The organism is Listeria ivanovii subsp. ivanovii (assembly GCF_900187025.1).
In the GTDB taxonomy this organism is placed as follows: Bacteria; Bacillota; Bacilli; order Lactobacillales; family Listeriaceae; genus Listeria; species Listeria ivanovii.
In genome coordinates, this window is record NZ_LT906478.1 from 280,339 (window position 1) to 293,389 (window position 13,051).

At 37.1% G+C, this 13,051-nt stretch carries 13 protein-coding genes and 1 pseudogene; 7 read left to right on the top strand and 7 right to left on the bottom strand.

Features of this window, described 5'->3' with window-relative positions:
• The first annotated feature begins 19 nt into the window (after nucleotides 1–19).
• The 4 genes from CKV67_RS01330 (at nucleotide 20) to CKV67_RS01345 (ending at nucleotide 4,083) form a co-directional block, all read left to right on the top strand.
• Nucleotides 20–436, top strand: a complete 417-nt coding sequence (locus CKV67_RS01330) for a MarR family winged helix-turn-helix transcriptional regulator (RefSeq protein ID WP_014091788.1) — start codon at nucleotides 20–22, stop codon at nucleotides 434–436.
• A 5-nt stretch (nucleotides 437–441) separates the two neighbouring features.
• Nucleotides 442–1,401 (top strand): ring-cleaving dioxygenase, encoded by a 960-nt coding sequence (locus tag CKV67_RS01335; protein ID WP_014091789.1) that lies wholly within the window; start codon nucleotides 442–444, stop codon nucleotides 1,399–1,401.
• A gap of 71 nt (nucleotides 1,402–1,472) precedes the next feature.
• Nucleotides 1,473–2,108: a histidine phosphatase family protein gene (locus tag CKV67_RS01340; protein WP_014091790.1), complete on the top strand. Its 636-nt coding sequence runs from the start codon at nucleotides 1,473–1,475 to the stop codon at nucleotides 2,106–2,108.
• Nucleotides 2,109–2,193: 85 nt separating this feature from the next.
• Entirely contained in the window at nucleotides 2,194–4,083 is a 1,890-nt protein-coding gene (locus tag CKV67_RS01345) for an ABC transporter permease subunit (protein WP_014091791.1), read from the top strand.
• Between the two features lie 57 nt (nucleotides 4,084–4,140).
• Here CKV67_RS01345 and CKV67_RS01350 read toward each other — a convergent pair whose 3' ends face one another.
• Nucleotides 4,141–4,767, bottom strand: a complete 627-nt coding sequence (locus CKV67_RS01350; protein WP_014091792.1) for an SMI1/KNR4 family protein — start codon at nucleotides 4,765–4,767, stop codon at nucleotides 4,141–4,143.
• Between the two features lie 4 nt (nucleotides 4,768–4,771).
• Entirely contained in the window at nucleotides 4,772–6,208 is a 1,437-nt protein-coding gene (locus tag CKV67_RS01355) for a glycoside hydrolase family 1 protein (protein WP_014091793.1), read from the bottom strand.
• A gap of 303 nt (nucleotides 6,209–6,511) precedes the next feature.
• Between CKV67_RS01355 and CKV67_RS14945 the strand changes: the two genes are divergently transcribed.
• Complete coding sequence (locus CKV67_RS14945) at nucleotides 6,512–6,571, top strand: hypothetical protein (RefSeq protein ID WP_349911875.1); 60 nt, start codon at nucleotides 6,512–6,514, stop codon at nucleotides 6,569–6,571.
• Between the two features lie 178 nt (nucleotides 6,572–6,749).
• On the opposite strand, the gene yidA is transcribed toward CKV67_RS14945, so the two are convergent.
• Nucleotides 6,750–7,568: a sugar-phosphatase gene (yidA, locus tag CKV67_RS01360; RefSeq protein ID WP_025279720.1), complete on the bottom strand. Its 819-nt coding sequence runs from the start codon at nucleotides 7,566–7,568 to the stop codon at nucleotides 6,750–6,752.
• Nucleotides 7,569–7,703: 135 nt separating this feature from the next.
• Between yidA and CKV67_RS01365 the strand changes: the two genes are divergently transcribed.
• The gene (locus CKV67_RS01365) at nucleotides 7,704–8,204 is read left to right on the top strand and encodes a GNAT family N-acetyltransferase (RefSeq protein ID WP_025279721.1); all 501 of its coding nucleotides are present in this window, start codon (nucleotides 7,704–7,706) and stop codon (nucleotides 8,202–8,204) included.
• Nucleotides 8,205–8,241: 37 nt separating this feature from the next.
• On the opposite strand, the gene CKV67_RS01370 is transcribed toward CKV67_RS01365, so the two are convergent.
• The 3 genes and pseudogenes from CKV67_RS01370 to CKV67_RS01380 all read right to left on the bottom strand — a co-directional run bounded on the left by CKV67_RS01370 (nucleotide 8,242) and on the right by CKV67_RS01380 (nucleotide 10,755).
• A complete protein-coding gene (locus tag CKV67_RS01370) occupies nucleotides 8,242–8,904 on the bottom strand; it encodes a Crp/Fnr family transcriptional regulator (protein WP_014091796.1) in 663 nt (220 codons plus the stop codon).
• A gap of 188 nt (nucleotides 8,905–9,092) precedes the next feature.
• Nucleotides 9,093–9,935 carry a ComEC/Rec2 family competence protein gene (locus tag CKV67_RS01375; RefSeq protein ID WP_025279722.1) on the bottom strand — a complete coding sequence of 281 codons (843 nt, stop codon included), beginning with the start codon at nucleotides 9,933–9,935 and terminating at the stop codon, nucleotides 9,093–9,095.
• An 18-nt stretch (nucleotides 9,936–9,953) separates the two neighbouring features.
• Nucleotides 9,954–10,755: pseudogene (locus tag CKV67_RS01380) on the bottom strand (HAD family hydrolase).
• Nucleotides 10,756–10,907: 152 nt separating this feature from the next.
• Here CKV67_RS01380 and CKV67_RS01385 point away from each other — a divergent pair.
• Nucleotides 10,908–11,879: a Gfo/Idh/MocA family protein gene (locus CKV67_RS01385; protein WP_025279723.1), complete on the top strand. Its 972-nt coding sequence runs from the start codon at nucleotides 10,908–10,910 to the stop codon at nucleotides 11,877–11,879.
• A 43-nt stretch (nucleotides 11,880–11,922) separates the two neighbouring features.
• Here the strand turns inward: CKV67_RS01385 and CKV67_RS01390 are convergent, their stop codons facing one another.
• Nucleotides 11,923–13,023, bottom strand: coding sequence for an ABC transporter ATP-binding protein (locus tag CKV67_RS01390; RefSeq protein ID WP_012984774.1), 1,101 nt, complete (start codon nucleotides 13,021–13,023; stop codon nucleotides 11,923–11,925).
• Between the last annotated feature and the right edge of the window lie 28 nt (nucleotides 13,024–13,051).

The window sequence follows — 13,051 nt, forward strand, 5'->3', positions numbered from 1 at the left end:
TCAAGAGGAGGGGATGAGCATGGTTAAAAAAGAAGAACGACTAGGGGTTTTACTTTGGTTTCGATTTAGTCGGTTTTATAATCGAAATATGAAGCTGACCAATCAGAATTTACGAGATGCCGGAATTTCGACAGCACAATTCGACTGTATTGCGCAGATAGGGCTGGACAGTGAGATTACACAACAACAACTAGCAGAAAAATTAGTTGTGACAAAAGGAAATGTAACTCAACTCCTCACAAAATTAGAAGAGCTGGACTACATCACACGAACAAAAGCTGGACGAGAAAAGCACATCAAATTAACGGAAAAAGGAAAAAAATGCTACTTGGAAAATGTTCCTAAACAAGAAGCTTTTCAGCAATCGCAATTCGATAAATTATCTAGAAAAGAACAAAAGGTATTACTTCAACTTTTAAAAAAATTAGGAGAGTGATTTTTATGAAATTAGCAGGAATTCATCACGTGTCTGTTTTCACAGCAAATGCACGCGCAAACTTTGATTTTTATACAAAAATAATCGGGTTACGATTAGTAAAAAAATCCGTGAATCAAGATGATCCATACACTTATCATTTGTACTACGGGGATGAAATTGGTTCACCAGGGACAGCGCTAACTTTTTTCGAAGTGCCTAACATGGCTAGAAATAAGCCATCACGTAATGCTATTTCTGGTCTTAGTTTGCGTGTTCCAAATGACGAAGCGCTTAGATACTGGGATAAACGTCTCGATAAACACCAAATTTTTCATAGCAAACCAATGAATCAATTCGGTCGCCAAATTATTCGCTTGAAAGATATCGATGGCTTACCAATTAATTTGATTTCTGATGAGACAAGTACACAGCTTACAGAGTTTTCTTATTGGGAAGATAGCCCGGTTCCAGCTGAATATGCAATTCGCGGTCTGGGTCCAGTTCGCTTCTCCGTTTTCAAAAAAGAAAAAACGGATCAACTTTTAACAAAGGTATTAGGCTTTGAACGAGTTGGCGCCTATGAAGATGATGATAAATTAGTCACCGTATTTAAAACTGGTGCTGTCGGGCTTGGCGGGGAAGTGCATGTCGAATCGCGACCAGATTTAGAACAGGGAAATCTTGGTGCTGGAGGGATTCACCATGTGGCGTTCCGTGTGCCAACAGATGGTGACTTAATCGGCTGGACAGAAATGATTCAAGACCTTGGTTACCATAATTCAGGATATGTAGACCGTTTTTATTTCCACTCGCTTTATTTCCGTGAAAGTAATGGTATTTTAATTGAACTCGCGACGGATGGCCCTGGATTCCAAACTGATTTCACGAAAGAAAACGGCACTTACATAGATTTACCACCACATCTCGAAGACCGTCGTGAAGAGATTTTGACACATTTACAACCATTAGATACGGATAAATGACAAAGTAAGCCTTGAAAATATACCTATTCATGATACAATTTTAGGAGAATGTGTAATTAGGAGGCAGAATTTTGGCAGAAGGTTTACGAACAATTTATTTTGTAAGACATGGCAAAACAGAATGGAATATGACTGGGCAAATGCAAGGGTGGGGCGATTCACCGCTTGTTGCTGAAGGGATAGACGGAGCAAAAGCAGTCGGCGAAGTTTTAAAAGATACGCGGATTGATGCTGTTTATACGAGTACGAGTAAACGCACAAAAGATACTGCTGCATATATTTTAGGAAACAGAGACATTCAGATACGCGAACTAGAAGAACTAAAAGAAATGCACTTTGGAACTTGGGAAGGTATTACTGTAACAGAAATAGACGAAAAACATCCAGAAGAGCGAGCAAAAATCCTTCATAGTCCAGAAACGTATAAAGCAGAAGTGAACGGTGGCGAAACATATTATGAACTTGCTGAAAGGTTACAGCGTGGTGTAGAGAAAATCATCGCAGAAACTCCAAGTGGCAATATTTTAGTCGTATCTCACGGCATGTCACTTACACTGCTATTATATTTGCTACAAGGTGGAACTGTTGAAGACCACCGCAAAGAAGCACCTCGGATTTTAAACACAAGTATTAGTATCGTAGAGTATGAAAATGGTGAATTTACACTAAAAAAATTAAATGAAATTGATCATTTGAATTTAAAATAAATAGGATCTTGGACATGTCTTAGAGGGGGATGTGTCCTAGATTTTTTTAACATATAAGATAACTAAAAAGGGAGAAATAATACATATGAAAAAAGTTGTCAAAATTTTTCTACATTATTTTTTAGGAATTATCGGGATTATTCTGATTAGCTGTGTACCGGCGATTTTTAGTAAAGTGACTTCCTGGTCATCGGAAACCTATCTGGAAGCATTAATGTCGATTTTCACGACTATTATCCATCCAACCACCTGGGAAATCACCTATCAAGGCAGTGCAGAAGTTTTCCATGTCTCATTATATGATTTTATCAGCGGCCCATACGCATACACGATGAAAATTATTATTGCTAGCTTACTGATTTCTTTAGGGATTGCTTATCTTTTAGTAATATTGACTTTCCGCGGTCCAAACTGGTTACGCCAAGGATTAGCTGGCTTTTCATCACTTCTTCAAGCATTTCCTGATTTTTCTTTTATTTTTCTTATTCAAATGTTAGTCGTATATATATATCAACAAACTGGCATTTTCACATTAAACTTTTATAGCCTAAATGGAGAACAAATCTATGCAGCACCAATTGTTTGTTTATCAATTATTCCGACCGTGTTATTTTATAAAATGATGATGCTTTTAATGAGAAACGAATGGCAGGAAGACTACATCGACCTTGCGCGCGGGAAAGGATTAACAAACACAGCCATTTTACTTCGGCACGCGACTCCGAACATGGCCCAAAGCTTGTTTTACCAATCAAAAACAATTATTTGGTTTATTTTAAGCGCCTACTTAATTGTGGAATTTTTATTTGGAATTGAAGGTGTGTTGTATTATCTTTTAGCTGGCTTTAATCCGGTAAATACTTTCCTAATATTAGCCTTAATTTTTACACCGTTTTACTTCTTTTATGCGCTAGTGGACTTATGGATTAGCCGTGGCAAAACACTTACGAGTGCAACCATCACGAAAATCCCGCTACACTGGAATAGCTTTCAGAAAACCGTTGCTGAAAAAGTAGACCTTAAAAGCAGATGGCGAAAAGCTAGATTAACGATTTTGAAGTGCTTAAAACGGCCATCATTCAGCATTCCGCTAGTCACGCTTATGATTATGCTAGTTGTAAGTCTAATTTACGGATTAATGGGAGATACAATTCATACACTAAAATTCATTAGTGATTCATCGGGGAAAGTAACTGGAATGGCTCCGTTTAAACCAAATTCAGAAGTTTGGCTTGGGACTGATGGAGCAGGTAATTCTATTTTGGATCAATTGTTAGTTGGGGTTAAGTATACGTTAATAATTGCTGTCTTTATCGCGACATTACGTGTTTTTATTGGCTATCTTTTGGCTGTTCCATTGGCTTTTTTCAGCAAACCGAGAACACGAAACTTTGTTCAAAGTCTTGCTGATGGGATGCATTATTTACCGTTATCGCTTCTGGTTTTTATTGTTATGGTGAATGAGTACATTAGCTATTCTGGTGTATTTGAAACAAGTTTATTTACACGAATTGCTTTCCAAGTGTTAATCATGGTTGTTATCGTTTTACCAATTACGACTAATCGAATTAACAGTGAGATATCTCAAGTGATGAAAAAAGAGTTTGTTTTGAATTCGCTTGTTTTTGGAGGGAATGCTCGGTGGATTTTAACGAAGCATATTAACCCACAAATTTGGTCTAAACTGATACTAATTTGGCTCGAGCAACTTGTCCAAGTTTTACAGATGTTTGTTCATTTGGCAATTTTGGGCATTTTTATTGGTGGTGCGATCAAAGGGGCTGATGACGGAATGCTTAATCCGGTCATTCCAGAGCTATCTGGTTTAATTGCTAATGCCAAATTCGTTTTTGCCAATCATCAATTTTGGATTATTTTACCACCGTTACTAATTTTTATGGTGCTTATCTTATGCTTCCAAATGATTGCGAGTTCGTTGCTGAAAATGGAAGAGGAAAGAGAACGCGGGTATTAAAAAAGATCTAGTTCTTGTGTTTGACAAGAGCTAGACCTTTTTTAAATTTAGATAGGATTAGTTTTCAAATTCTTTGATAGATATATCTAACCATAATTCGTACCAAGCAAGAAAGTCTAAACGTGATTCATTACCAAAATAAAAATCAGGGTAAATTCCATTACTATTACACCTATCGTCAACCCAGATTTCTCCGTATGCTTCACCATTTACGACTAAATTTATCGAGACGCCACATCCAAAATTAGCAATTCTCAAGAAACCGTTTGTGATATCGTCTTGAAAACACGCTTCTTCCCAAATTTGATACGCTTCTTCAGACATGTTATTTACATCTCCTGGAAGATTCCATTCATCCGTATGAGGGAATGGTTCGCTTAAATTTTGTAATCCGTATTTTGCTTCTTTGTAATCTAAGGAAGTAAATACGCCATCTTCTAAAGACTCTAAGCCATAATAAGGACCGGTGCCACCATTTCCAATCTGTTGTAAAAACAATCGGTAAGCGGGCGGAAGGGTTATTTGGTGTGACTTTTCGAATTGGTTGATAGTAGCATCTGATAAAGGGGCTTGAAGTTCATAATTATGTGACTCGGCGCCAAATAGACTTTTGTTAGTATCAAGTGTTTTTAGTTTCACGATTTTGGTATTAATTCTTTCGAGAGCATCTTGGTGAATAGTCATGCGATTATAATTCTTCCCCATTTGTTTTGATTACTTTTTTATACCAATAGTAGCTTTTTTTCGGAATACGAGTCATCGGTGCATCATCCTCTACGTCGCGATCAACATAAACAAAGCCATAGCGTTTTTGGTAGCCGTTTAGCCAGCTTAGAAGGTCTGTGAAGCTCCAAGTGCAATATCCTAACATATCAACTCCATCACTGATTGCATCGCGAATAGCGGTAGCATGAGCGCTTAGGTAGTCGATACGATAGTCATCGTTTACTTTACCCTCAACTAATTTATCAAATTCACCTAAACCATTTTCGGTGATTAAAATTGGTAATGCATAGCGGCTGTTGATACGACGAAGCGCAATTTGCAGACCTTTTGGATCGATTGTCCAATCCCAGTTCGTAGTTTTTACAAACGGATTCACCACTTTTTTATAAACACCTGGTACACCAGTTTCTTTCGTGCTACCTTTTTTACCAGTGAAGTTCATTTCATTGTTTTGACCAACACCATCAAGTGGGTTGTAAGCAACAGTTGCAGATTGATAGTAATTGACTCCCATGAAATCTGGTTTTGCAGAAGCAAGCAATTCCATGTCTCCAGCTTCAATAACTGGAGCAATATCATTTTCTTCTAAATATTTCCAAACCGCTTTTGGATAACGACCAAAGGCATACATATCCATCCAGAAGTAACTATTTAATTCTTCCGCATCATCCGCTGCTTGAACGTTTTTAGGGTCTGTATCGATTGGATAGTGTGGTGTATAAGCAAAACTTGGTCCGATTTTTCCATCAGGAACGATCTCGTGGAAAGCTTTGATAACACTAGCATTAGCTAAGTTTGCAATATGGTTCACTGCGTACATTCTCTTTGGATCGCTCACTTTTGGTGGATGAAGTGCTTGACCATAACCCATGCCAACAAAGATATTTTGTTCGTTTAAGGAAATCCAGTATTTCACACGATCTCCGTAACGTTTGAAAAGGGTAGTGGAGTAGTTTGTGAAGTCTTCAATAACTTGGCGCGATTCCCAGCCACCATATTCATCAAATAGCGCTTGTGGGATATCCCAATGATAAAGCGTTACCAGTGGTTCAATTTCATATTTAATCAATTCATTAATTAAGTTATCATAAAATTGTAACCCAGCTTCGTTGACTTCTCCCTTACCATTTGGAAAAATACGAGTCCAAGCAATGGAGAAACGGTAAGCTTTCAGTCCAGCTTCGGCCATTAGTTTCACATCTTCTTTATAACGATGGTAATGGTCAACTGCTACATCACCATTTGTTCCTTTAAAAGTAGTTCCTGGAATACGAACATATTCATCCCACACTGATTTTCCTTTACCATCAGCGTCCCAGGCACCTTCAATTTGATAAGCTGCAGATGCAGAACCCCATAAGAAGTCTTTCGGAAATGGTGAACGTTTTTGATGTTCCATAAAAAATAACCTCCATTTTAAACGATTTTTTAATAAAAACTCTACTAATATATTTTAAAGTATATTCTTTTAAAAAGATAGTTAAAAACGCAGATGAGATAAGGAAAATGTGCTTAGGCAGCAGAAAAAGCGAATTTCCAGATGCGCTTTTTCTACGGATTCCTACATGTTATAATAATTAGGCAAACAAGTTTATGGTGGTGTGCCAGCCTTCTTCATCAGAAAGTAGGTGGTGCTTATGTTATTTTTGGAGCGTTGCCTGGAAAGGATAAACGTGTGACTGTTTTCGAGAGTCTTACGCTTATGATTGCTTTTGCAGTCTTAATCGTAACAATCATGAACAGTAAAGATGACAAAAAATAAAAACCACTCATAAGCTTGAGCGGCTAAAAATGAGTGGTTTTTAATCTCATATAAGGCTGTCACCATCTTAAATGGTGTTTGCACTGTAAGGGAGTCATGTTGACGCATGGCTCTCTTTTCATGTTTTATAATAACATATTTAAGCATTGTTCACAATAAATCTAACTAAGATAAAGTACTAGTTAGATTTATCAAGCACAAATTTTTGGATGGCTTTGGCAACACCACTATCATTGTTAGAGGCAGTGGTATAATCAGCCAATTCTTTTATATGTTCTGGTGCATTACCCATTGCAATTCCAAGTCCAGCAAATTCAAGCATCGTTACATCATTTTCTTGATCGCCGATGCAGATAACTTCACTTTGCTTTATACCAAGCTTTTCAGAAAGTTCTCGTACCGCATTCCCTTTACTTGCATCACGATTAAGAATTTCTAAGTAAAATGGTGTGCTACGAACCAAATGGTATTTTTCCTTAAACGATTCTGGTAGTTTCGCGATACCAGCTTCTAAAAGTGGAGCTTCTTCAATAAACATCGCTTTAGACATAATAAAATCATCTGGTACATTTTCGATTTCTTTGAAAATAAGTTGGCTGCCAGTAAGGTATGCTTCGACAATTGTATATTTACCAATTTCTCGGTTTGGTGTATAAAGGGCCTTACTATCAAAGAAATGCATGTGTAAATTGCTATCTAGGCTTACTTGATAGATTTCTTTTAAGTCTTCTATTCCAAGTGTTAAGTGAGAAATGACTTCTTTTGTAAAAGTATCTTGGACAAATGCGCCGTTAAAGCTAATAACATAGTCGCCTTCTTCACGCAGTTCAAGCTCAGTTAAGTAATTTTCTACACCAACAAGTGGACGCCCAGTACAAAGAACCACTTTTACCCCTTTTTGCTTGGCGTGCCGAATCGCATCTTTTACTTCTGTTGTTACCTTATGATCGTCTGTTAGTAACGTTCCATCAATATCAATCGCAATTAATTTATACAATATAATAACTCCTTTTCCATCATAAACTCATTCTAGTATAGCATAAAATCACCCGGATTTCTGACTATCTATTGAAACAACAGGGAATTTATGGCATGATGGATTTGGAAACTTGATAAAGAAAAGAGTGAAATGATGAAACGTAATTATCACGTAAAATTTCTAACGGAAAAAGATGTCGCACTTGCTGAAGCTGTTTGCAGTGCTTCAGAAGATTATTATTTAATAGAACAAGATAAGCCCGCATCCAAAAGTGATGCACTAAAAATTATCACAGAAATTCCAAACGGGAAAACACGCTTTGACAAATTTGTAATGGCTGTTCTTGATGAAAATGAAAAGCCAATTGGGCTAGTTGATATTGTGTCAGACTATCCAAGAAAAGGTCGCTGGTTCATAGGATTACTATTGTTAACCCCAGCAGCACGTGGAAACGGATTAGGAAAAGTACTTCATCAAACAATTCAAGAGTGGGCTAATGATGGTGGGGCGGATTCGCTTGCTTTAGGCGTGCTTGCTGAAAACGAGAAAGCATGTGGCTTTTTTAAACATTTAGGTTATACAAAAGAGGAAACAAAAGAAGCAACTTATGGCGAAAAAGTGCATCAAGTTGATATTTATACGTTAACTATTTAAATAAAAAGGAGGCCGCATCCAGTGCAGCCTCTTTTTTTTAACGTGTAATATCGTTCTTCTTATTCAAAGCATTCATGTCAATTTGCCATTGTGAATGAACTTTAGAGATGATTTTCGCTTCTTTTAGTTCTTTTAATTGGGCATAGAAGAAAGCTTTGGATAGTGTACAGTAATTCTTGATAATAGTTGTACTGATGGGCTTAGGTAATGTAGCAATTCCATCTATTATATCCACATTAAGCAATGTCACAAGTGTTTCAAAAGCAAATGCCAATTGGTTCTTTTTGTTCTGATATTGCAGAAGTGATTTATAATAACCATGTCTTGCGATAGTTTTCATGATAGTATACTGAAATCCAAAATTTTCAGGGAATAGCGACAAGGAATATTCAACATCTTTTTTCTTATAAAGTAAAACATCACATTCTGTAAGCGTCTGGCAAGTTAGAGCGAGTGGTGTATCATCAAAAATCGTGAAATATCCCATAAAAAAATTATCATTAAAAACAGAATAAATCTTCCTTTTATCAAAATCGATGTAACCGGCAATTATCCCAGTCTTTACTAAAAAAAGATAATTTTCATGTTCTGTAGCTAAATCATTTAAAATAGTATGCTCTGGAATGGTTATTCTTGTTGATTTTAAATTGTATTGATCCATCATACTAACAAATTCTTCATGATTGAACGGAAAAACCATTATATGTTTCGTCTCCTTTAGAATCAGTTATTAAAATACTAGTACATTGTAGCATCGTATTAATAAAGATAACTACTAAAATTAGACCGCGAGAAACACCTATTTAATGCTGTTTCCGAGTTTGAAGAATCAAATTGCTAACAATATCGACTTATTTAAAGTGGTTTTACTACGGAAAAAACAGCGAACTATTTACCAACTTTATATGAAGAACCATTTCCTGTTACAACGATGGTTTTATTTTTATTAGTTTGGTAAACTTTGGTTCTTGCTTTCGTTAAGGTTTTAACAGTCTGTGAGTTTGGATGATCATAGCCGTTTTTACCGACGCTAATAATAGCGTATTTAGGTTTTACAACGTTGACAAAAGTGGAACTAGTGGCATTTTTGGAGCCTTGAGTACTTACTTTTAAAACATCAGCGCGTAATTTCTTTTTTGCTTTAATCATATCTTTTTCTGCTTTTATTTGCGCGTCACCAGTAAAAAGGAAAGTATTTTTCTTATAAGTTAGATGAAGTACAGCGCTCCAATTATTTCGATCGGTTTTCCCGTAGGACTTAACGGGACCGACAAATTGAGCGGTAACACCTTTTACAGGTAGCTTTACTCCAGCTTTAGCGTTTTTGATGGCTAATTTTTTCTTTTTGGCCGTATTTACAAAATTTTTGTATGCCGCAGTAGTATTCGTGGATTTAGGTGCATAAAGACTTTTGACTTTGATGCTATTCATTACTTCTGGAAGTCCACCAATATTGTCTGCATCTGGGTGAGAAGCAATCATAATTTCGATATCTTTTACTTTTAATTTTTTAAGATAGTTAACAACGGTTTTTCCTTTTCCTTTGTTTCCTGCATCAATTAAAATGTCTTCACCACTTGGCGCTTTGATATAAATAGCGTCTCCTTGGCCAACATCGATGAAGTGCACTTTAATGCTTGGTGCGGCGGCTTCTGCTTGAATAGAGCTTGGAATCGATAATCCAGTTACTAAAACAAAAGCTAGCAAAACTTTATAAATTCCTTTTTTCATCCTTCTCCCTCTTTTCTATTAAATGAATTCTTTTAGAAACTTGTAAACCCCGTCTGCTTCATTTGTGTCTGTAATGCTGTTTGCTGCAGCTTTTACATTGTGGCTTGCGTTTTTCATCGCAACACCAATGCCGGCATATTCTAGCATACCGATGTCGTTCTCACCATCGCCAAAAGTAATTATTCTTTCACGTGGAATGTTGTAATGTTTTCCAAGGGCTTCGACAGCTGCTTTTTTTGTCAGAATTAGCAGGTAAGATTTCCAAATTATTATGATGAGAAGAAAGAACGCGAATCCCGCTTGCTTCGTTCAAAGCAGTTCGAACAGATGGTAAGCGAGATGCGTCTTCTTCGGCAACAACAATGGCATTCAAAAATTGGTGCAAATTTTCATCAAAGGCGCTGGAATCATTAATCGAAACGAGCGAAAAACGATCATGGCCTGTGTCTAATCGACTTTTGTCAGCAAGACTTTGAAAAAATGCCGGCGGTTCTTTTGTGTAAAATAATGTATTGGTAGAAAAGAAAAATAACGGTAAGTTAAAATCACGCATAATATGATACGTATCGCGAATGGCTTTTTCTTCTAAAGTGGTTTTAAGCAGTTGCTCATCGCGAATCGCTGCGTAAGAACCATTCGAAGCAATAACGTGACCGGAATCGCTTACTTGCAAGCCGACTTCACGCGCGGAACGATACATTCGTCCGGTGGAAATCGAGAAAATATGTCCGTCATTTTCGAGTGTTTGAATTAAATCACGGGTTTTTTCTGATACGGTTTGATCCGAATGCAACAATGTGCCATCAATATCGGAACAAATTAAATATTTTTAGTCAAATATAATCATCCTTTGTAGTTAATACCCTAAGTATACCATGTGCGAAAGCGAATAGTTATTATGATACAATAGTTTTATACATATTTTTATAACTTCTGAGCTTATTTGAAAATATAAATCTAAGGAGTTTTACAATGAATAAACTTAACTGGGCAATTCTTGGTCCTGGATCGATTGCGCACCAATTTGCAGAGGGAATGAAAGGTTTAGACCGTGCAATTTATGCAGTAGGAGCTAGAAATTTGGAGAAAGGTCAAGCGTTTGCAGAACAATATGCTATTAAAAACGTTTACGATGACTTTGATAAAATGCTTGCTGAACCAGCGATAGACGTGGTTTATATTGCAACGCCGCACTCCAATCACTATGAATATATTATGAAAAGTTTGCAAAATGGCAAGCACGTGCTTGCAGAAAAAGCGATTACAGTAAGTAGTACCGAATTGGATGAAATAAGTGCGCTTGCGAAAGAAAAAGGCTTAATTGTTAAAGAAGCGATGACGATTTTTCACATGCCACTTTATAAAAAATTACGAGCAATTGTTGATTCAGGTGAAATTGGTAAATTAAAACTTATCCAAGTCGCATTCGGAAGTGCAAAAGAAAAAGACCCAAGCAACCGTTTTTACAATATGGACTTAGCTGGCGGGGCACTCCTTGATATTGGTACATACGCATTAAGCTTCGCGCGCTACTTTTTAACCGGGGCACCAGATGAAGTGCTAACAACGATGAAAAAATTCGAAACAGGCGTGGATGAGCAATCTGGCATTCTGCTGAAGAATAAAGAGGAAGAACTCGCAATCGTGTCGCTTTCTTTCCGAGCAAAAGTGCCAAAACGTGGAATTGTTGCTTGTGAAGAAGGTTTTATCACTGTGGATGAATACCCGCGTGCAAGCCGAGCAACTGTGACTAATACAATTACAGGAAAAGTGGAAGAAATTGTGGCTGGTGATACGGATAAAGCTTTAGAATACGAAATTGCCGCGATGGAAGAAAGTATTACAACTGGAGAAAATACAACATCCGAGTTAACGAGTGATGTCATCGCGATTATGACGGATGTTAGAACACAATGGGGCATTAAGTTTCCGTTTGAAAAATAAGACAAGCCAGCCGACAAAATTCGGCTGGCTTTTTATAAGTATTTTAGTCTGTCAAATTATCTTCTGTTTCTGGATCAAAGAAGTGAGATTTAGACATTTCAAATGCAAGTGTAAGTACTTCATTTGGTTGGTGTTCAGAGCGAGCATCCACACGAGCAACGAATTCGTGCGTACCAACACGGCTATGAAGCATAAATTCAGCACCAGTAAGTTCGGCAACGATAGTAGTTGCTTTGAAAGTATAACCTGGGTTTGCTTCAATTACGATAGGCTCATCATGGATATCTTCCGGACGAATACCGAAAACGATATCTTTCCCATCAAATCCTCTGTCTTTAAGAAGTTTCAATTTTCCTTCTGGAACGGCAATTGTGAAATCATCACCGATAAAGTTAGAACCATCTAAGCGACCTTTAAAGAAGTTCATCGCTGGGCTACCAATAAAGCCAGCTACGAACATATTCACTGGATGATCATACACTTGTTTTGGTGAACCAACTTGTTGGATAACGCCGTCTTTCATGATAACGATACGAGTGGCCATCGTCATTGCTTCTGTTTGGTCATGGGTAACGTAAATCATCGTAGTATCTAATTGTTGGTGTAGTTTTGTAATTTCCGCACGCATTTGCACACGTAATTTTGCATCCAAGTTGGAAAGTGGTTCATCCATTAAGAATACTTTTGCATCACGAACGATTGCACGTCCTAAAGCAACACGTTGACGTTGACCACCAGAAAGTGCGCTTGGTTTACGTTTTAAGTATTCTGTTAAACCAAGAATATTTGCTGCATGTTCTACACGTTCTTTAATTGCGTCTTTTGGCATTTTACGTAATTTTAAACCGAAAGCCATGTTATCATATACAGTCATATGCGGATAAAGCGCATAGTTTTGGAATACCATTGCGATGTCGCGGTCTTTTGGTGCGACATTATTCATTACTTTACCATCAATGGATAGTTCGCCTTTAGAGATTTCTTCTAGTCCGGCAATCATCCGTAGAGTAGTAGATTTACCACAACCAGATGGACCAACGAAAACGATAAATTCTTTGTCATCGATTTCTAAATTAAAATCAGATACTGCTGTTACTTTGTTGTCATATATTTTATAAATATGTTCTAGTGATAATTGTGCCAACTAACTTCGCCTCTTTCTATTTTTTAAC

Coding starts and splice junctions, on each gene's coding strand:
- CKV67_RS01350 (WP_014091792.1), bottom strand. CDS start 4,767: ATGACTATTCACCAAGATGCTCTCGAAAGAATTAATACCAAAATCGTG.
- CKV67_RS01355 (WP_014091793.1), bottom strand. CDS start 6,208: ATGGAACATCAAAAACGTTCACCATTTCCGAAAGACTTCTTATGGGGT.
- CKV67_RS01330 (WP_014091788.1), top strand. CDS start 20: ATGGTTAAAAAAGAAGAACGACTAGGGGTTTTACTTTGGTTTCGATTT.
- CKV67_RS01365 (WP_025279721.1), top strand. CDS start 7,704: ATGAAACGTAATTATCACGTAAAATTTCTAACGGAAAAAGATGTCGCA.
- CKV67_RS01370 (WP_014091796.1), bottom strand. CDS start 8,904: ATGGTTTTTCCGTTCAATCATGAAGAATTTGTTAGTATGATGGATCAA.
- CKV67_RS01335 (WP_014091789.1), top strand. CDS start 442: ATGAAATTAGCAGGAATTCATCACGTGTCTGTTTTCACAGCAAATGCA.
- CKV67_RS01375 (WP_025279722.1), bottom strand. CDS start 9,935: ATGAAAAAAGGAATTTATAAAGTTTTGCTAGCTTTTGTTTTAGTAACT.
- CKV67_RS01385 (WP_025279723.1), top strand. CDS start 10,908: ATGAATAAACTTAACTGGGCAATTCTTGGTCCTGGATCGATTGCGCAC.
- CKV67_RS01345 (WP_014091791.1), top strand. CDS start 2,194: ATGAAAAAAGTTGTCAAAATTTTTCTACATTATTTTTTAGGAATTATC.